The sequence below is a fragment of the Pseudonocardia wallangbongensis genome, from assembly GCF_054486945.1.
Genome location: NZ_JBRERS010000008.1, coordinates 219,299 through 237,885, shown reverse-complemented (window position 1 = coordinate 237,885; position 18,587 = coordinate 219,299). Strand labels below are relative to the sequence as shown.

The window sequence follows — 18,587 nt, the reverse complement described above, 5'->3', positions numbered from 1 at the left end:
ACGCCTCACTCCGCGAAGGTCGTTCGCAGGGCGTCCTCCTGCTCCTGGGACAGGTTGGTCGAGATCAGCTGCGGTCGCTGCCCGGCGAACGCGTCCTGGACCTTGTCCATCACCGCGCCGGAGGTCATCACGAACAGCGCGGACGTGCCCGGGGTGACCTGGTCGCGGATCTGCTTGATGAAGTCGTCGTCGATGCCGACGTCGGTCAGCGCCCCGCCGAGCGCGCCCGTGGCGGCGCCGATCGCCGCGCCCAGCAGCGGGATGAAGAAGATCAGGCCGAACAGCAGGCCCCAGAACATGCCGCCGAGCGCGCCGGCGCCCGCGAGGTTGTGCAGCTGCCGGGTCTTCGGCCGCTTGGCGTCGGACTTCCAGGACACCGTCGCCGCGTCGTGAACCATGACCAACTCTTGCTTCTGCAGGTTCTCGAGGGTGCGGACGGCATCGTCGGCGCCGGTCTCGCTGTCGAACTTCCAGACGGTCAGGGTGGCCATGTCGACTCCTTCTGGTGTGCCGGCCCGGCGCGCGTCGCGCCGGGGGTCAGTCGGGGAGGCGGTGCATGTCGACGACCTCGAGCTCGAGATCGCCGAACCTCGCGAGCAGCCCGTCGAGGTGGGCCCGGTCGATCACCGGCCCGTACAGCGTCGTGCCCTTGCACGAGGCGCGGGAGGCCCGCAGCTCGGGGAACGCGGCGATCGTCGCCTCGGGCAGTCGCACCGCCACGGTGAACTCGTAGCGCATCCGAACCTCCCGCCGGCGACGGTCTCTCCGCACCGTGAGGTTGGGTGAGGACGGCCCGGCCCCGCGTCACCCGTTGCGCATGACGTGGGGGCGTCGGCGGCGCGTCGACCATGGCTGGAGACCGGCGACGCGGGGGAGGGTGCGGGTGGGACGGCGCAACGATCGGGACTCGTCGTCACCCGCCACTGCCGCGAGCCGTCCGGGGATCCGCCGGGTCCTCACACCGATCTCCGAGCTGCGCGCGCCGTGGCGGCGCGCGACGCTCGGCGCCGACGCACGAGCGGGCGTGGTGCTCGGGGTCGAGAGCGTGCCGGACGGCCTGGCGAGCGGGCTCCTCGCCGGCGTCAACCCGGTCGCGGGGCTGTACTCCTACCTGTTCGGGGTGGTCGGCGGCGCGCTGTTCACGGGCACGGCCTTCATGGCGGTGCAGTCCACCGGCGCGATGGCGATCGTCGTGGCCGACGTCGATCTCGCGTCCCGCGCCGATCCGGAGCGGTCGCTGTACACGCTCGCCCTCCTCACCGGGATCGTCATGATCGCGGCGGGGGCGGCCCGGCTCGGGCGGCTGCTGCGCTTCGTCTCCACCCCGGTGATGACGGGCTTCATCACCGCGGTCGGGGTCAACATCGTGCTCGGCCAGCTCGGGAACTTCACCGGCTACGAGGCCCCCGGGGAGGGCAGGCTCTCCCGGACCGTGGCGCTGTTCCTCGCGATCGGGAAGATCGACCTCGCCCCGACCCTGGTCGGTGTCGTCACCGTCGCGCTCATCCTGGCGCTGCAGCGCACCCGGCTGCGGTCGCTCGGCCTGGTCGTCGCCGTCGCGGCGGGTTCGGGGCTCGGTGTGCTGCTGCGCGGCCTCGGCGCGCCGGTACAGCGGCTCGCCGACATCGTCGACGTCCCCCAGGCCCTCCCGTTGCCGGTGCTGCCGGCGTTCGCGGAGATCCCCGGCCTGCTCGTGCCGGCCCTCTCGCTCGCGTTCGTCGGCCTCGTCCAGGGCGCGGGGGTGTCGGCGGGGGTCCCGAACCCGGACGGGCGGCGCCCGGACACCTCGCAGGACTTCATCGGTCAGGGCGCCGGGAACCTCGCCGCCGGCCTGTTCCAGGGAATGCCCGTGGGCGGGTCGATGTCTGCGAGCTCGCTGCTCGTCACGGCCGGGGCACGGACCCGGCTCGCCCCGCTGGTCGCCGGGATCGTGATGGCAGTGGTGATCCTGGTGTTCGGCGGCGTGATCGGCTACGTCGCGATGCCGGCACTGGCCGGCCTGCTGATCGTCGTCGGCTCCGGATCGGTGCGGCCGCGCCAGGTCGTCTCGGTGGCCCGCACCGGGGCCGTCCAGGCGGCCGTCGTGGCGACCACCTTCGTGCTGACGCTGGTCGTCCCGCTGCAGTACGCGGTCCTGGTCGGGGTCGGCCTCTCGGTCGTCCTGCACGTCGTGCGGCAGTCCAGCCGGATCCAGATGCGGCAGCTGCATCTCGGCGACGGGTACCGGATGCGGGAGTCGCCACCGCCGGCCGTCGTGCCGGGCGGGCAGGTCGTCGTGCTCCAGCCGTACGGCAGCATCTTCTTCGCGACGGCCCCCGCGCTCGAGGATCAGCTCCCCGCCGTGACCGGCTCCTCGGCCGGTGGAGCCGTGATCCTCCGGCTGCGTGGCGTCGACGACGCCGGGGCGACCTTCATCGACGTGATCGCGCGGTACGCGGCGATCCTCGGACGCGTCGGAGCGAGGCTGATCCTGGTCACGGACAGCCCGCGGATCCGCCGGCAGCTGCAGGTGACCGGTGCGCTGCACGTCCTCGGGGAGGAGAACCTCTACCAGGGCGGCGAGTGGGTCGGGCGCACCCTGCGGCGGGCGCACCGGGACGCCACGGCCTGGGTGCGGGAACACGGCGAGGACGACGGGCAAGGCCCGTGACACCCCGACTCGTCCCCTGCGGGTGAAGCCGGTGGCCGGCGGACGGCCCTACCGTTCGGCCCGGATGCCGGTCGCACCGGAGGAGTGAGCCGATGACGGGACCCGTCGAGATCCTCGTCCTGACCTTTCCCGAAGCGGCGATCCCCGCCACCGTGGTCGAGGGGGTTGCCGAGCTCGTGGACCAGGGCACCATCACGGTCCTCGACCTGATCTTCGTCGCGCCACGGCCGGACGGCGACATGCAGGTCGTCGAGATCGGCGAGGACCTCGATCGGCACGGGCTCGGCCGGTTGGCGGTGCGTGGCGACCCGCTCGTATCGGCAGACGACCTCGAGACGATCCTCGGCGGGATCCCGCCCGGCTCGTCGGCCCTCGTGGCCGCCTACGAACACACCTGGGCCGGCCGGGTCGGCGCCGCGGTCGACGCGGCCGGTGGCGAGGTCGCGCTGCACGCGCGCATCCCCGTCGCCGATGTCGAGGCCGCATATGCCGCGGGCATGGCCTGAACCTCGGGCCTGAACGTCGCACCTGAACCTCGAGAAGGAGGCACGCGATGATGCCGTTCCGCCGCCTCGGACGGCCGGGGCTGCTCGGCACGATCGCCCGCACGGCGGTCGTCGCCGGGACAGCGCAGATGACCTCGAACGCGATCAACCGGCACGCCCAGCAGCGCGCGGTGGACGAGCAGGCCGCGATGGCCGCTCAGCAGAACGCGGCGCCGACCCCACCACCGCAACCGCGCCCGGCCGCGCCGCCCGGCGGTGCCGACCTCGTGTCCCGCCTCGCGACGCTGGCGAAGCTGCACGGGTCCGGCGCGCTGAGCGACGACGAGTTCCGGGCGGCGAAGGACCAGCTCCTCGCGGGTTGATGGCCGGATCACGCCCGACGTCGCGGGCGATCACCGACTGGTACTGCTGCCGGTCGTCGCGGCCGTGGTCGGGCCGGAGCTCACGCGGGGTCGTACACCGCCAGCGCCCAGATGACGGCGACCTCGAGCGCGATGATCAGCAGCGACCACACCGGGTAGTACGGCACGAACAGGAAGTTGGCGATCATGCTCAGCGCGACCAGGCCGATGCCGGTGAACCGGGCCCACTTCTGGCCCGACATCACCCCGACGCCGACGAGGACGAGCAGGATGCCGAGTACGAGGTGGATCCAGCCCCAACCGGTGAGGTCCATCGAGTAGACGTAGTCGGGCGTGGTCACGTAGACCTCGTCGTGGACGAGTGCGGCGATCCCGCCGAACACCTGGTACACGCCGGCCACGATCATCATCACGCCGGCGAACAGCGCGAGACCGGTTGCCCACGGGCTCGGGGGCGCCACCGGGGTGTAGCCGGCGCTCTGCGACTGACTCGTGCTCATGATGTATCCCTTCTCCACGAGGGTCGGGGTTGCCGACGCTAAGCACGGTGTCGCGAGCGTGCCTCGCCCTTCCCGAGTGAAATGGGCGCATTCGCCGCCTGGCGGCGGCGCTCCGGCTACAGCAGGCAGAGCCGGCGCCCCGCGGCTACCGCCTCGCGCCGGTTGGGTGCCCCGAGCTTGCGGTAGAGCGAGCGGAGGTGGGTCTTGACCGTGTTCACGCTGACGGTGTGCAGGGCGGCGATCTCCTCCGCGGTCAGCATCGAGGGCAGGTCGCGCAGCAGTTCCATCTCACGGGCGGTGAGCGGCACCGCGAGACTGACCTGGTGGCGGCTCGGGTCCCCGTGCGCGGCCGTGCCGCCGACCGTGGCCTCCTGCCATTCCTGGGTGGCCGTCCACGCGGTGAGCAGGTCGCCCAGGAAGGGGTCCAACCACCCGGCGCGTCCCACCGTCGCGGCCAGCAGGTCCCGCAAGGGCGTGCCGAGGTCGTAGAACGGTCGCATCACGCCGCTGTGCACGCCGATCTCGAGGGCGCGCAGGACTGCTCGGTGCGCGGCCTCGGGCATCCCGACACTGGTGGTCGCGAGCGCCTCGACCAGCCACGCCGTCATCTCGGTGGACACGACGGCCACCGGGCGCTCGCCGGACAGGACGGGGGACAGCGCGGCCCTGGCCTGGTCGTGGCGGTGCCGGTCGAGCGCCATGAGCGCGCGCATCACGTTCGAGTCACCGGTGTCGGGCAGCAGCTCCTCCACCCGGGTGACCACCGCGGCAGCCTGAGCCCGCTCGCCGAGAGCAAGGCTCATCCGCAGCTCGGCGTGCTCGGCGTACGCGATCAGCGCCGGCGACGGGTTGGTGTCCGGGATGTGGTTCCACAGCAGCCGCATCCGTTGCAGGGCCTCGTGCCGCTGCGGGTACCGGTCGAACGTGATGATCGCTTCGCCGGACCGCGCCGCACCTTCCACCTCGGGCTCGACGGCACCGCCTCCCTGGAGCACGGCCACCGACACCGACGCGCGCCGCGCCGCCTCCTCCACGTCCAGCATCAGGTGTGCGCACCAGGCGGCGATCAGGTGGGAGTACGCCAGCCGCGGGGAGGACGCCCACCCGCGCTCGGCGGCGAAGGCGATCGCCTCCTCCGCCCACCGGCGCGACTCCTCGACGAGGCAACACCCGGTCGTCGCCCCGGCGAGCTGGTTCAGGCAGTCCAGGGTGAGGTGGTCGTAGCCGTGGCGGCGGCTCAGCTCGAGTGCCGTCAGCAGATCGGCGTGTGCCCGTTCGTAGTCCCCGGCCGCGATCCGGATGGTGCCCCGGTTGGCGAGCAGGAGCAGCTCGAGCTCCGCGTCGTCCGGACCGGCCGGCTCCGTCGGCGTCCGGTGCGTCGGGTCGGAGATGCCGGCGAGCGCGGTGTCGAGCATGGTGTCGAGCACGGTGGAGTCGGCGCGCAGGCGAGCGCGGTAGAGGAGCGCCACCTCGCGCAGCCGACGGACGCGGTCGCTCCCGTGCGCGTGGGCGGTGGCAGGTACGCGCGCGAGTGCCGCCTCGCCGCCGACCAGGTCACCGGACTCCAGCGCCGCGGTCGCCGCGAGGAGCCCGACCTCGGGGATGTCGAGCACCCGGGGTGAGCAACCGGCCAGCACGCCGCGCAGGCGGGACCCACCGCCGGAGAGCAGCAGCCGCAGCCCGAAGCGCGAGAGGAGGGAACGCACCATCGAGTCCTCGCCTGCGGCGGCGGCGTGCTCCAGGGCGGGTTCGGGTTGGCCGGCCTCGGTGTACCACTCGGCGGCCTGCCGGTGGCGCGTGCGTGCCGCCGCTTCGCCCCTCCGGCGCAGCTCCCCGAGCAGGTAGCTGCGCAGCAGGGCGTGGAAGCGATACCACTCGCCCGCCCGGCCGAGCCGGTGCACGAGTGCGTTGGCCTGCTCCAGCCGCTCCAGGAGGGCACCGGCGTCATCCCGGCCGGAGAGCGCCGCCGCGAGCTCGGCGGTCAGGTCTTCGGCGACACAGGTGTCGAGCAGGAACTGCTGTACGTCCTCGGGTTGCCGGTCCAGGATCTCCGCGACGAGGTACACCGACACCGCGCGGTCGTCGCCGGCGAAGTGCGCGACGAACCGCGACGGTGTGCGCTCCTCCGCGAGCGCCATCGACGCCAGGCGGACCGCGGCGGGCCACCCCTCGGTGCGTTGGCACAGCAGCGTGAGGTCGTCGTCGCCGAGGTCGATACCCTGCGCGGACAGCACCGCGCCGGTCTCGTCGCAGGTGAACGCCAGCTCGTCGGCACGGATCTGCAGCAGCCGGTCCTCGAGCTGCAGCCGGTGCAGGGGGAGGCCGGGGTCGCGCCGGCTCCCGATCACCAGCCGGAGCTGGTCCGGCAGGTTCCGGAGCAGGTCGGACAGGCCGGTGAGCGTCCGGCGCCCGGCCAGCTCGTGCGCGTCGTCGAGCACGAGCGTCGTCGGTGTGCTGCCGGCGTCGACCGCCTCGACGAACTCGGCGAGGAACGCCGGATCCATCGTTCGCGGGGGTTCCAGCGCCGCGAACGGGTCCGGCCCGGGGGTGGAGCGGGTCATGGCCGACGAGAGCGCGGCGAGGATCGCGTTCCACAGCAGGACGGGGTCGCCGTCGTGGCGATCGCAGGTCACCCAGCCGACCGGATGGCCGCTGCCCCGCAGCGCACGCGCGTACGAGGCGAGCAGGGTCGTCTTGCCGTAGCCCGCCGGTGCGCACACCTCGACGACGACACCCGGCCCGCCGGGGTTCGGATCCTCTCCGCAGCCCATCGCGGTGAGCAGGCGATCCCGGTCGAGGACGGTCGTCGAGACCCGTGGGAGCTGGATCTTCGGTGGTGGCACCAGCCGCCTGACCGATGCGGTCGCTGTCACCGGATCAGCGTCGCTCCCGGTGTGAGGTGCGTCATCGTCCTTTCCGGATGAGGTCTCGGCTCACGCCTCCCGGCCGGGCGACCCCCTGCCCCACGCGATCGACGTCGTCCTCGACAGGACGGAGGACACGAGGCTGAGGATGCAGAGTCCGATGACGAGATCGACGACAGCGGTCGCCACGCTCCCGCCGAGCGAATCGCCGGTGGTCAACGGGAGGACGACGCCCACCACGGTCGCGAGCCCGACGATCCAGGCGAAGAACGAGCGCGGCCGCGGCGCCGTCACGGCCAGCAGGTGCGCGAGCGCGGTGGCGACCAGCGCCAGTACGGCCGCGGTGATCGCGTAACTCGCCGCGAACGAGTCGCCGACGGGCAGCAGGGGTGGCGCCGTCATGTCCAGGTCCAGGGCCCCGTTGCCGATCAGCACGCCGACCAGCGCGACCAGCGCTGCCACGACGGCGGTCGCCACCCCGCCGGCCCAGAGCCGGGCGGCGTCGACGACGAGTCGCGGCTCGGATCTCCTGTCCGCCGGGTTCATCGGTCTCCTCCTCGTGGGCGTCGGGTCGGGTCGACCGCTGCCGGAGACTAGGGATGCCGGCCGCGGAGAGCCTCGCCCTACGCGGGCTATGTCGCGACGGTGCGGGTCTCAACCGTTGACGGGCCGCAGCACCTGCACGTCGCCCGTGAACCCGTCGCCCGCGGAGAGCACCGCGAGGAACGACAGCAGCGTGGCGCGGAAGGCGCGCATGGCGTGGGTGGGGGTGAGGTCGGCCCGCCGGGCGAGCGCGACGGTGCGGAAGAGCGGCGGCGTGAGCACCGTGCGGCGCAGGCGCGGGCGGCCGGCGAACACGAGGTCGGGCACCACCGCCACCCCGGTGCCGGCCTCGACCATCCGCAGCACGGCGTCCATCTCGCCGCCCTCGACGGCGAACCGGGGCTCGACGCCGGCGTCGGCGAACGCCGCCAAGGTGGTCTCGCGCACGTCGTAGCCGCGGCGGGGCACGACGAGCGACCTGCGGCCCAGCTCGCGCATGCTCATCGAGGCGCGCGCCGTGGGGGCGCGCTCCGAGGTCGGTGAGGCCACCGACAGGCGCTCGCGCAGCACCGGGGTGGTGTGCAGGGCGGGGTCGACACCGGCCGCCGGCACGATCACCAACGCCACGTCCAGCTCGCCGCGCGCGAGCGAGCGCACGAGCGGCTGCGAGCCGTCCTCGGCCAGCTCGAGGTGGATGTCCGGGTGCTGCTCGTGGAACACGCGCAGCACGTCGGCGAGCACCCCGATGCACAGCGACGGCGTGCCGCCCACGCGGATGCGGCCGCTGCGCAGCCCGACGATCTCGGCGACGGCGGTGCGGGCGCTGTCGGCGTCGGCGAGCATCCGCCGGGCGAGGGGCAGGAGCGCCTCCCCGGCGGGCGTGAGCACCGGGCCGGCACGGGCGCCGCGGTCCACCAGCTCGGCGCCGAGTTCGGTCTCGAGCGCCTTGAGCTGCCGCGACAGCGTGGGCTGCGCCACGCCGACGGACTCCGCCGCTCGCGTGAAGCTGCGCACGTCGGCCACGGCCAGGAAGTACGCGAGCTGCGTGAACGTCACGCTCATAGCCTACGGACATCGCAAGGCCGCGTTCGATGCATTGGACGGCAGGTGCCTGCGCTATCGACCCTGAGCGCATGGTGACCGTGGGACAGCGCCCCGCAGCGCGCGCGGGCCGCGCACCGCGCCGCACGTCGATGCAGCTCAAGTTCGTGATGGCGGCCACGGGCGCGGTGATGCTGCTCTACCTGGTGGTCCACATGGCGGGCAACCTGAAGATCTTCCTGGGGGCGGATGCCCTCGACACCTACGCGGCCTGGCTGCGCGAGGTCGGCGAGCCCGCGCTGCCGTACGAGACGCTGCTCTGGCTGATCCGGGTGGTTCTCGGGGTCTCGCTGGTCGCCCACATCGTCTCCGCGACGATCCTGGCGCGCCGGGCCCGCCGCGCCAGGCCCGTCCGCTACGCCCACCGCAAGCCGGTACAGGGCAGCTACGCCGCCCGCACGATGCGGTGGGGCGGCGTGATCATCGCGCTGTTCGTCGTCTACCACCTGCTCGACCTCACGACCGGTACGCTCAACCCACACGGTGTCCACGGCGAGGTGTACGCGAACGTCGTGGCCGACTTCGCGCCGCAGCGCTGGTACGTCACCCTCGCCTACACGCTCGCCGTGGTGGCCGTCGGCTTCCACGTCCGGCACGGGGTGTGGAGCGCACTGCAGACCTTCGGCCGGTCCAGCGCCGCCACGCAGCGGACGCTCCAGGGCGTCGCACTCGGGGTCGCGGTCGTGCTGGTGGCCGGCTTCCTCGCCGTCCCGTTCGCCGTGCTGACCGGATTGGTGGCGTGACATGAGCTCCTACACCGACTACACCAGCGGAACGCCGCTGGTCGACACCGCGGCCCCGGACGGCCCGATCGAGACCCGCTGGGAGCGCCGCCGGTTCGGCGTCAAGCTGGTGAACCCGGCCAACAAGCGCAAGATGAAGGTCATCGTCGTGGGCACGGGCCTCGCCGGCGGGTCCGCCGCGGCCACCCTCGCCGAGCTGGGGTACCAGGTCAGCTCGTTCTGCTACCAGGACAGCCCGCGGCGGGCGCACTCCATCGCCGCGCAGGGCGGCATCAACGCCGCGAAGAACTACCGCGGCGACGGCGACAGCATCTACCGGCTGTTCTACGACACGGTGAAGGGCGGCGACTTCCGCTCGCGCGAGTCGAACGTGCACCGGCTCGCCGAGATCAGCGTGCAGATCATCGACCAGTGCGTGGCGCAGGGCGTGCCGTTCGCCCGCGAGTACGGCGGCCTGCTCGACACCCGGTCGTTCGGCGGCGCGCAGGTCTCCCGCACCTTCTACGCCCGCGGCCAGACCGGCCAGCAGCTGCTGCTCGGCGCCTACCAGGCCCTGGAGCGCCAGATCGACGCCGGGAACGTCACCATGCACTCGCGGCACGAGATGCTCGAGCTGATCGTCGTCGACGGGCGGGCCCGCGGGATCGTCGCGCGCGACCTGGTGACGGGGGAGACCGAGAGCCACCTCGCCGACGCGGTCGTGCTCGCATCCGGCGGCTACGGCAACGTCTTCTACCTCTCGACCAACGCCAAGGGCTGCAACGTCACCGCCAGCTGGCGCGCCCACCGCAAGGGCGCCCACTTCGCCAACCCCTGCTACACCCAGATCCACCCGACCTGCATCCCGGTGAGCGGCGACCACCAGTCGAAGCTCACGCTGATGAGCGAGTCGCTGCGCAACGACGGGCGCGTCTGGGTGCCGAAGGAGGAGGGTGACCCGCGGGCGCCCGGCGACATCCCGGACGCCGACCGCGACTACTTCCTGGAGCGCCAGTACCCGGCCTTCGGCAACCTCGTGCCCCGCGACATCGCCAGCCGCGCCGCCAAGAACGTGTGCGACGCGGGCCGCGGCGTGGGCCCGACCGGCCTGGGCGTCTACCTGGACTTCGCCGACGCGATCGCGCGGCTGGGCCGCCCGGCCGTCGCGGCGAAGTACGGGAACCTGTTCCAGATGTACCAGCGCATCACCGGCGAGGACCCCTACGAGGTCCCGATGCGCATCTTCCCGGCCGTGCACTACACGATGGGCGGGCTGTGGGTCGACTACGACCTGCAGAGCAGCATCCCGGGCCTGTTCGTGGTCGGCGAGGCGAACTTCTCCGACCACGGCGCCAACCGGCTCGGCGCGTCCGCGCTGATGCAGGGGCTCGCCGACGGCTACTTCGTGCTGCCGAACACCATCGGCGACTACCTCGCCCGCGGCGTCGAGCCGGTGGCCGCCGACGCACCCGAGGTGCGCGAGGCCGAGCAGGCGGTGGCCGACCGCGTCGCGAAGCTGCTCGCGATCGACGGCGACCGCACCGTCGACTCCTTCCACCGCGAGCTCGGCCACCTCATGTGGGACCACTGCGGCATGGAGCGCACCGCGGAGGGGCTGCGCAAGGCGCTGGACCGCATCCCCGAGCTGCGGCGCGAGTTCTGGCAGAACGTCAAGGTGCCCGGCTCGGCCGCCACGCTCAACCAGTCCCTCGAGAAGGCCGGCCGGGTGGCCGACTTCCTGGAGCTCGCCGAGCTGATGTGCCTCGACGCGCTGCACCGCGAGGAGAGCTGCGGCGGGCACTTCCGCGCCGAGTCCCAGACCGAGGACCACGAGGCCGCCCGCAAGGACGACGAGTTCTCCTACGTCGCGGCCTGGGAGTTCACCGGTCGGGGCAGCGCCCCGGTCCTGCACAAGGAGGACCTGAACTTCGACTACGTCACCCCCAGCCAGAGGAGCTACAAGTGAGGCTCAACCTCCGCGTCTGGCGGCAGGACGATCCCGAGGACAAGGGTCGCCTGGTCGCCTACCGCGTCGACGACGCCGACGAGGACATGTCGTTCCTCGAGCTCATGGACGTCCTCAACGAGAAGCTGATCCTCGACGGCGAGGAGCCGGTGGCGTTCGACCACGACTGCCGCGAGGGCATCTGCGGCGCCTGCAGCATGGTGATCAACGGTGAGCCGCACGGCCCGCAGAAGGCCACCACCACCTGCCAGCTGCACCTGCGGCACTTCCGCGACGGCGAGACGATCACGGTCGAGCCGTTCCGCGCGGCCGCGTTCCCCGTGGTCAAGGACCTGGTCGTCGACCGGGACGCGTTCGACCGGATCATCGCCTCCGGCGGCTACGTCTCCGCGCCGACGGGTGCCGCGCCCGAGGCGCACGCCACGCCCGTGCCGAAGCCGAACGCCGACCGCGCGTTCACCGCGGCCGCCTGCATCGGCTGCGGCGCCTGCGTGGCGGCGTGCCCGAACGGGAGCGCGTCGCTCTTCCTCGGAGCGAAGATCACGCACCTCGGCGAGCTGCCGCAGGGGCAGCCGGAGCGCTCCGACCGCGTGATCCGCATGGTGAAGACGCACGACGCCGAGGGCTTCGGCGGCTGCACCAACACCGGCGAGTGCGCGGTGGCGTGCCCCAAGGAGATCCCCCTCGACGTGATCTCCCAGCTGAACCGGGACTACCTCGCCGCCACGACCCACCGCCGCTGATCCCCGCGGGCCCACACCCCGCGGTAGCGCACCGCGAACGCGAGCAGGACGAGCACCGCGGCGCTGCCGTCGGTGACGAGCGTCGGGAGCACCCCCGCCGGTCCGTACAGGTCGATCGACGCCTGCAGCACGGCCGGCGGGACGAGCCCGGCGACCACGCCGGCCGCCTGCGTCACGTGAGGAGGTCTTCGAGCTCGGGATCGAGGTCATCCTGGACGGGCTGGCCGCGCGTGTGTCCCCCGGCCCCTATCAGCACTATGGATCCGTACTGCTGATTTGACGGCCCGCAGATCGCGTTGTGGCTCCATAACGCGCCCCGATCTTTGGTAGCGAGCATCTCCCCGCCGCTCTGGGGCATCACGCCGCCGGGTCGGACCAGTACTTCCGCAGCGAGTCCAGGTCGGCGCGGTTGTTGCCGGTGGGACGGGTCAGGGCGATGTTGCCGGTGCAGCCCGAGGAGTCCTGGTCGAAGTACAGGCGGGGCACGCCCTCGCGGTCGACGAAGCGCACGCGGACGCCCTCCCCGCGATCCTTCTCGGGTGGGGGGATCCCGGCGCGGGTCTCGGGCTGGTCGCCGACGTAGCGCCACCGCACCGACACCACGGTGCCGGCCCGGGCGTCCTGGCCGGCGAGGACGGCCTGGCGCTGGTCGCGCATCGCGTCGGGCGTGACCATCCGGGAGAAGACGGCGGTGCGCCCGTCGCCGAGGTCGCAGGCCACGCTCTCGGCCACGCCGGCGGCCGGGTCGCGCTGCTCGCACGAGGTCGCGGGCCCGGTCAGGAACGGCTCGGCGAGGGTGCGCAGGTCCGGGTCCTGGAACACGGCGGGTGGCGCGGGCCGCTCCGCCGTGGGGGCAGCGGTCGGTTCGGCCCCGGTGGGGTCGGTCGGCGGGGCCGCCGGGGGCGTCGCCAGCCCGGGAGGCGCCGCGACGGGGCCGAGCGGGGTGCCGCCGGTGGCCGACCCCGCCGTCAGCGAGAGCGTGCCGACGACCGAGGCGACGATCGTGCCGGCGACGAGGAGCGCGGCGAGCAGCACGAGCAGCGCGGGTGGTCGGGCGCCGCCCGGCGCGAGTGCACGCCGCGTGGCGGCCATCGCGTCGCCGCCCGCGGCGCGTCCGTGCGCCTCGCGGTCCACGCGGGCACTCTAATGTCTCCAGGCCCCTTGCTGCGTGAATCGCGTCACGATGGGGAACGTGCAGAGACAGCCCGGCACACCGCGCGCGGCCGGTCGTCGTAGGCTCCGGCGAGATCCAGACGTCTCGACGCCGTGGCCTGGAACGCGGGCGGCGTCGTACCGCACAGAACTAAGGAACCTGACGTGTCATCCACCACAGACGCGTCCGTCGGCCGGGCGCAGATCACGGCACGGACGCTTCGCACGGACCGGTGGTGGCTGCCACCGCTGGCCACCTTCGCGGGGCTCGCCGCATGGGTTCTGTACGCCACCGTGCGTTCGTTCCTGCAGAGCAACTACTTCGTGGCGGAGTACAACTACCTCACGCCGTTCTACTCGCCATGCGTCTCGTACGGGTGCGACCCGCACGCCTCGCACTTCGGGCAGTTCCTCCCCGACGTCTGGTTCCTGCCCTACGCCGCGGTCTCCCTGCCGTTCCTGCTGCTCTTCCGGCTGACCTGCTACTACTACCGGAAGGCGTACTACCGGGCGTTCTGGCTCTCGCCGCCGGCGTGTGCCGTGGCGGAGCCGCACGCGAAGTACACCGGGGAGACCCGCTTCCCGCTGATCATGCAGAACCTGCACCGGTACTTCTTCTACATCGCCGCGATCATCTCGCTGATCAACACCTACGACGCGATCTACGCGCTCGGGAAGGCCGACGGCAGCTTCGGGCTCGGCCTCGGCAACATCATTCTGTTGGTCAACGTCGTGTTCCTGTGGGCGTACACGATCTCGTGCCACTCGTGCCGCAGCATCATCGGCGGCAGGCTGAACCACTTCTCGAGGCACCCGCTGCGCTACAAGCTGTGGGTCCAGGTCTCGAAGCTCAACACCAAGCACATGCAGCTGGCCTGGATCACGCTCGGGACGCTCGCATTCACCGATTTCTACATCATGTCCGTGGCGGCGGGATGGATCCCCGACCTGCGGATCATCAACTGAGGGTGGTGGCAGATGACTGAAGAGATCGAGCGCTACGAGTTCGACGTCGTCGTCATCGGCGCGGGGGGCGCCGGCCTGAGGGCCGCGATCGAGGCGCGCCTGCAGGGCAAGCGCACGGCCATCATCTCGAAGTCGCTCTTCGGCAAGGCGCACACGGTGATGGCCGAGGGCGGCTGCGCGGCGTCGATGGGGAACGTCAACCCCAACGACAACTGGATGGTCCACTACCGCGACACGATGCGGGGCGGCAAGTTCCTGAACAACTGGCGGATGGCCGAGCTGCACGCCAAGGAGGCCCCGGACCGCGTCTGGGAGCTCGAGACCTACGGTGCGCTCTTCGACCGCACCAAGGACGGCAAGATCAGCCAGCGGAACTTCGGCGGGCACACCTACCCGCGGCTCGCGCACGTCGGTGACCGCACCGGCCTGGAGATGATCCGCACGCTGCAGCAGAAGGTCGTGTCGCTGCAGCAGGAGGACTACGCGGAAACCGGCGACTACGAGGCCAACATCCGGGTCTTCCACGAGACCACGATCACCGAGATCTTCAAGGATGACGGCAGGATCGCCGGCTGCTTCGGCTACTACCGCAGCACCGGCACCCTGGTCCGGTTCGACGCCCCGGCGATCGTGCTGGCCACCGGCGGCGTCGGCAAGAGCTACCAGGTGACGTCGAACTCCTGGGAGTACACCGGCGACGGCCACGCGCTCGCCCTCCGCGCGGGCGCCACGCTGATCAACATGGAGTTCCTGCAGTTCCACCCGACGGGCATGGTCTGGCCGCCGTCGGTGAAGGGGATCCTGGTCACGGAGTCGGTGCGCGGCGACGGTGGCGTCCTGCGCAACTCCGAGGGCGAGCGGTTCATGTTCCGGTACGTGCCGGACGTGTTCCGGGAGCAGTACGCCGAGACCGAGGACGAGGGCGACCGCTGGTACACCGACGCCGACAACAACCGGCGTCCGCCCGAGCTGCTGCCGCGTGACGAGGTCGCGCGCGCGATCAACTCCGAGGTCAAGGAGGGGCGGGGGAGCCCTCACGGCGGCGTGTTCCTCGACATCGCGTCCCGGCTGTCGCCGGAGGAGATCCAGAAGCGGCTGCCGTCGATGCACCACCAGTTCAAGGAGCTGGCCGACGTCGACATCACCAAGGAGCCGATGGAGGTCGGCCCCACCTGCCACTACGTGATGGGTGGCGTCGAGGTCGACCCGGCCACGGCGATGTCGAAGGTGCCGGGGCTGTTCGCCGCGGGTGAGGTCGCGGGTGGCATGCACGGCTCCAACCGGCTCGGCGGCAACTCGCTGTCGGACCTGCTGGTGTTCGGCCGCCGCGCCGGCTCGGGCGCCGCCGGGTACGTCGACTCGCTCGCCGGGGTGCGCCCCGCCGTGCGGATCGACGACGTGACGACGGCCCAGGAGCGTGCGCTGCTGCCGTTCTCCAGCTCCACCGAGGGCGGGGAGAACCCGTTCGTCGTGCAGCTGGAGCTGCAGAAGACGATGAACGAGCTCGTCGGCATCATCCGCAAGGCCGAGGAGATGGAGCAGGCGCTCAAGGCGCTCCAGGAGATCGCGACGAAGGCGCGGACGGTGTCCGTGGAGGGCGGCCGCGCGTTCAACCCGGGCTGGCACCTCGCCCTGGACCTGCGCAACATGCTGCTGGTCTCGCTGTGCGTGGCGAAGGCGGCGCTGGAGCGGCAGGAGAGCCGCGGCGGGCACACCCGCGACGACTTCCCCGTGATGGACTCCGACTGGCGGCACCTGCTGCTCGTGCTGTCGGCGAACGGCGAGGACGACGTGAACCTGGTGCGCCAGGAGCAGGTGCCGATGCGGCCGGAGCTGCTGGATCTGTTCGAGCTGGACGAGCTGAAGAAGTACTACACCGGCGAGGAGCTCGGCGGACACCGCGCCGAGGCAGGGGAGAAGGCATGAGTTACGACGCGCACTTCCGGGTGTGGCGGGGGGACGACGAGAAGGGTGAGCTCGTCGACTACCCGGTGGCGGTGAACGAGGGCGAGGTCGTCCTCGACATCATCCACCGGCTGCAGCAGACCCAGGCCCAGGACCTCGCCGTGCGCTGGAACTGCAAGGCCGGCAAGTGCGGATCGTGCAGCGCGGAGATCAACGGCCGGCCCCGGCTGATGTGCATGACCCGGATGTCGACGTTCACCGAGGACGAGGTCATCACGGTCACGCCGCTGCGGACCTTCCCGGTGATCCGGGACCTCGTCACCGACGTGTCGTTCAACTACACGAAGGCCCGCGAGATCCCCAGCTTCGCGCCCCCGCCGGACCTCGAGCCGGGCGAGTACCGGATGCAGCAGGTCGACGTGGAGCGGAGCCAGGAGTTCCGCAAGTGCATCGAGTGCTACCTGTGCCAGAACACCTGCCACGTGGTGCGCGACCACGAGGAGAACAAGGAGAACTTCGCCGGTCCGCGCTACCTGATGCGCGTGGCGGAGCTCGACATGCACCCCCTCGACGCCGCCGACCGCAAGGAGGCGGCGCAGGAGGAGCACGGCCTCGGCTACTGCAACATCACCAAGTGCTGCACCGAGGTCTGCCCCGAGCACATCAAGATCACCGACAACGCCCTCATCCCGCTCAAGGAGCGGGTGGTGGACCGCAAGTACGACCCGGTGGTCTGGCTGGGCAAGAAGATCTTCAAGCGCGCGGGGGCCTGAGGAGCGCGCCGGGCCGTCGGGCGCGCGCTGCCGGCGGGTTGTGGACAACTCCTGCCGAGCACGCCCGGCGGCCCACCCGTGCTCGCTACTCTGCTCGCATGGGGTCGATGGAGGAGCTCGAAGGGCGTGTCACCGCCCTCGAAGGGCAGATGCGGTCCGTTCGCCAGGACGCTGCGTCGGCCCGCGTGCTGGCCGGAGGCGCGGACCGCGACGTGGCCGCGCTCACCACGCGGATGGACGCGCAGACGCGGTTGATGCAGGCCCTGCGCGAGACGCAGGTCGAGGACCACGCCGCGATCGCCGGGCTGAAGGGCGACGTCGCGGGCCTGAAGGGCGATGTCGCGGATCTGAAGAGAGGGCAGGCCGGCCTCGAACACGGACAGGCCAACCTCGTACGCGGCCAGGAGATCATCATCGACCTCCTGCGGCGGAGGAACGGCGGAGGCCCATCGGCCTCGGCGGAGTGAGAGGCGCGGCGACCCGAGCCCGACTCAGCTCCTGATCGGCAGCGGCTCGACCCGCCCGACCAGGAACACGAGCGCGACGACCCCGATCACCAGGACGCCGCCCATGAGGACGAGCGGGGCGACGAACGAGCCGCTGGCCTCGTAGATGAACCCGATGACGGCGGGCACGGTCGCGCCGCCGATGAGGCCGCCCGCGCGCATCAGGCCGGAGAGCGAGATCGCGTTCGCGGGCGTGGGCGAGATCTCCAGCGGGAGTGAGTAGAGCGCGCCGGTGCAGAAGGCGACCCCGGCCGAGGAGACGCTCAGCAGGACCATGGCGAGCACGGGGCTGGCCGTCAACGCCGCCGCGGCGATCGTCGTTCCCGCGAGCAGCCCGCCGGCGATGGGGACCTTCCGCGCGATCGTGGGGTCGACACCGCGGCGGATCAGGTGGTCGGAGAGCCAGCCGCCGAGCAGGTCGCCGACGATGGCCACCAGGCCCGGTACGGCGCCGAAGATGCCGAGTTCCAGCAGGGTGAACCCGCGCTCCTCGACGAGGTAGGACGGGTACCACGTGATGAAGAAGAAGATCGTGGACGTCCGGCAGAACATCACCACGAGCAGGCCCCACACCGTCCGGTAGCGGAAGAGGTCGAGCCAGCGGACCGCCTCCTGCCCGCCCTCGTGCCCCGGACCGGATCCGGTGACGCCGTGCGCCCCGCCGTCCTCGATGTGCCGCAGCTCCTCCGTGCTCACCTTCGGGTGCTGCCGCGGGCTGCGGTAGAACCACAGCCAGAAGAACGCGAACAGCAGCCCGGCGAGACCGGTGGCGACGAACGACCCGCGCCAGCCGAAGCCGGCGATGAGCGCGGTGACGACGGGGATCGAGATCGCCGCACCGAACTCGGACCCGACCTCGTAGGTCCCGATGGCCAGCGCGCGTTCCCGCCGGGGGAACCAGTGCGAGGTGGCCTTGAGGGCGCACGAGGCCTGGGGTGCCTCCCCGACCGCCATCGCGATCCGCACCGCGAACAGCGACGCCGCGCCGCGCACGAGGGCCGTGGCCGAGGTGAAGATGCACCACGCGACCGCCGATCCGAAGTACAGCAGGCGCGGGCTCCCGAGCTTGTCGACGAGCCAGCCCGAGACCGGGTGCATGAAGATCAGGACGAACGCGTAGGAGCCCAGGATCAGGCCCATCGCGAGGGCGAAATGTCCAGTTCGTCCTGCAGGAACGGAGCCGCGACGCCGAGGTTGGATCGGTCGACCCAGGCGACCATCGCGCCGACGAGGAGGACGATCGGAAGGCGCCACCGGATGTTGCGCCGGAGTGCGGAACGGATTCCCGGGCGAGTCGTGGTGTCGCCGCTGACGTCACTGCTCATGGT

At 71.7% G+C, this 18,587-nt stretch carries 20 protein-coding genes; 10 read left to right on the top strand and 10 right to left on the bottom strand.

Going from position 1 to position 18,587, the window contains the following annotated elements; genetic code table 11:
• Positions 1 to 5: 5 nt before the first annotated feature.
• Entirely contained in the window at positions 6 to 491 is a 486-nt protein-coding gene (locus tag ACU436_RS27600; RefSeq protein ID WP_459029875.1) for a DUF1269 domain-containing protein, read from the bottom strand.
• Positions 492 to 537: 46 nt separating this feature from the next.
• Positions 538 to 738, bottom strand: coding sequence for a hypothetical protein (locus ACU436_RS27595; protein WP_459029874.1), 201 nt, complete (start codon positions 736 to 738; stop codon positions 538 to 540).
• Positions 739 to 883: 145 nt separating this feature from the next.
• On the opposite strand from ACU436_RS27595, the gene ACU436_RS27590 reads away from it, so the two are divergent.
• The 3 genes from ACU436_RS27590 to ACU436_RS27580 all read left to right on the top strand — a co-directional run bounded on the left by ACU436_RS27590 (position 884) and on the right by ACU436_RS27580 (position 3,518).
• Positions 884 to 2,650 (top strand): SulP family inorganic anion transporter, encoded by a 1,767-nt coding sequence (locus ACU436_RS27590; protein ID WP_459029873.1) that lies wholly within the window; start codon positions 884 to 886, stop codon positions 2,648 to 2,650.
• Positions 2,651 to 2,742: 92 nt separating this feature from the next.
• On the top strand, positions 2,743 to 3,156 hold the full coding sequence (locus ACU436_RS27585; protein ID WP_459029872.1) for a DUF6325 family protein: 414 nt from the start codon (positions 2,743 to 2,745) through the stop codon (positions 3,154 to 3,156).
• A 47-nt stretch (positions 3,157 to 3,203) separates the two neighbouring features.
• Positions 3,204 to 3,518, top strand: coding sequence for an SHOCT domain-containing protein (locus ACU436_RS27580; RefSeq protein WP_459029871.1), 315 nt, complete (start codon positions 3,204 to 3,206; stop codon positions 3,516 to 3,518).
• Between the two features lie 80 nt (positions 3,519 to 3,598).
• Here the strand turns inward: ACU436_RS27580 and ACU436_RS27575 are convergent, their stop codons facing one another.
• From ACU436_RS27575 to ACU436_RS27560, 4 genes are all read right to left on the bottom strand, one after another.
• Complete coding sequence (locus ACU436_RS27575) at positions 3,599 to 4,018, bottom strand: DUF7144 family membrane protein (RefSeq protein WP_459029870.1); 420 nt, start codon at positions 4,016 to 4,018, stop codon at positions 3,599 to 3,601.
• A gap of 116 nt (positions 4,019 to 4,134) precedes the next feature.
• On the bottom strand, positions 4,135 to 6,891 hold the full coding sequence (locus tag ACU436_RS27570; protein ID WP_459029869.1) for a LuxR C-terminal-related transcriptional regulator: 2,757 nt from the start codon (positions 6,889 to 6,891) through the stop codon (positions 4,135 to 4,137).
• Between the two features lie 60 nt (positions 6,892 to 6,951).
• On the bottom strand, positions 6,952 to 7,428 hold the full coding sequence (locus ACU436_RS27565) for a DUF6069 family protein (protein ID WP_459029868.1): 477 nt from the start codon (positions 7,426 to 7,428) through the stop codon (positions 6,952 to 6,954).
• Between the two features lie 108 nt (positions 7,429 to 7,536).
• Entirely contained in the window at positions 7,537 to 8,487 is a 951-nt protein-coding gene (locus ACU436_RS27560; protein WP_459029867.1) for a LysR family transcriptional regulator, read from the bottom strand.
• A 71-nt stretch (positions 8,488 to 8,558) separates the two neighbouring features.
• Here ACU436_RS27560 and ACU436_RS27555 point away from each other — a divergent pair, with 71 nt between their 5' ends.
• The 3 genes from ACU436_RS27555 to ACU436_RS27545 are packed head-to-tail and all read left to right on the top strand — an operon-like array spanning position 8,559 to position 11,957.
• Positions 8,559 to 9,269, top strand: a complete 711-nt coding sequence (locus ACU436_RS27555; protein ID WP_459029866.1) for a succinate dehydrogenase cytochrome b subunit — start codon at positions 8,559 to 8,561, stop codon at positions 9,267 to 9,269.
• Between the two features lies 1 nt (position 9,270).
• Positions 9,271 to 11,214, top strand: a complete 1,944-nt coding sequence (locus ACU436_RS27550; RefSeq protein WP_459029865.1) for a fumarate reductase/succinate dehydrogenase flavoprotein subunit — start codon at positions 9,271 to 9,273, stop codon at positions 11,212 to 11,214.
• A complete protein-coding gene (locus ACU436_RS27545) occupies positions 11,211 to 11,957 on the top strand; it encodes a succinate dehydrogenase/fumarate reductase iron-sulfur subunit (RefSeq protein ID WP_459029864.1) in 747 nt (248 codons plus the stop codon). Before ACU436_RS27550 ends, ACU436_RS27545 begins: the two co-directional genes overlap by 4 nt.
• Here ACU436_RS27545 and ACU436_RS27540 read toward each other — a convergent pair.
• Both ACU436_RS27540 and ACU436_RS27535 read right to left on the bottom strand, forming a co-directional pair.
• Positions 11,927 to 12,133 carry a hypothetical protein gene (locus ACU436_RS27540; RefSeq protein ID WP_459029863.1) on the bottom strand — a complete coding sequence of 69 codons (207 nt, stop codon included), beginning with the start codon at positions 12,131 to 12,133 and terminating at the stop codon, positions 11,927 to 11,929. The two genes, ACU436_RS27545 and ACU436_RS27540, sit on opposite strands and share 31 nt — an antisense overlap.
• Positions 12,134 to 12,314: 181 nt before the next feature.
• Positions 12,315 to 13,091 carry a hypothetical protein gene (locus ACU436_RS27535; RefSeq protein ID WP_459029862.1) on the bottom strand — a complete coding sequence of 259 codons (777 nt, stop codon included), beginning with the start codon at positions 13,089 to 13,091 and terminating at the stop codon, positions 12,315 to 12,317.
• Between the two features lie 183 nt (positions 13,092 to 13,274).
• On the opposite strand from ACU436_RS27535, the gene ACU436_RS27530 reads away from it, so the two are divergent.
• From ACU436_RS27530 to ACU436_RS27515, 4 genes are all read left to right on the top strand, one after another.
• A complete protein-coding gene (locus ACU436_RS27530; RefSeq protein ID WP_459029861.1) occupies positions 13,275 to 14,075 on the top strand; it encodes a hypothetical protein in 801 nt (266 codons plus the stop codon).
• Positions 14,076 to 14,087: 12 nt separating this feature from the next.
• Positions 14,088 to 16,001 carry a fumarate reductase/succinate dehydrogenase flavoprotein subunit gene (locus ACU436_RS27525; protein WP_459029860.1) on the top strand — a complete coding sequence of 638 codons (1,914 nt, stop codon included), beginning with the start codon at positions 14,088 to 14,090 and terminating at the stop codon, positions 15,999 to 16,001.
• A complete protein-coding gene (locus tag ACU436_RS27520; RefSeq protein ID WP_459029859.1) occupies positions 15,998 to 16,753 on the top strand; it encodes a succinate dehydrogenase/fumarate reductase iron-sulfur subunit in 756 nt (251 codons plus the stop codon). Before ACU436_RS27525 ends, ACU436_RS27520 begins: the two co-directional genes overlap by 4 nt.
• Before the next feature lie 98 nt (positions 16,754 to 16,851).
• Complete coding sequence (locus ACU436_RS27515; RefSeq protein WP_459029858.1) at positions 16,852 to 17,220, top strand: hypothetical protein; 369 nt, start codon at positions 16,852 to 16,854, stop codon at positions 17,218 to 17,220.
• A gap of 24 nt (positions 17,221 to 17,244) precedes the next feature.
• Here ACU436_RS27515 and ACU436_RS27510 read toward each other — a convergent pair whose 3' ends face one another.
• Together ACU436_RS27510 and ACU436_RS27505 are read right to left on the bottom strand one after the other, a co-directional pair.
• On the bottom strand, positions 17,245 to 18,399 hold the full coding sequence (locus ACU436_RS27510; protein ID WP_459029857.1) for an MFS transporter: 1,155 nt from the start codon (positions 18,397 to 18,399) through the stop codon (positions 17,245 to 17,247).
• Positions 18,390 to 18,584 carry a hypothetical protein gene (locus ACU436_RS27505; protein ID WP_459029856.1) on the bottom strand — a complete coding sequence of 65 codons (195 nt, stop codon included), beginning with the start codon at positions 18,582 to 18,584 and terminating at the stop codon, positions 18,390 to 18,392. The genes ACU436_RS27510 and ACU436_RS27505 overlap by 10 nt, the downstream gene beginning before the upstream one ends.
• Positions 18,585 to 18,587: the final 3 nt, after the last annotated feature.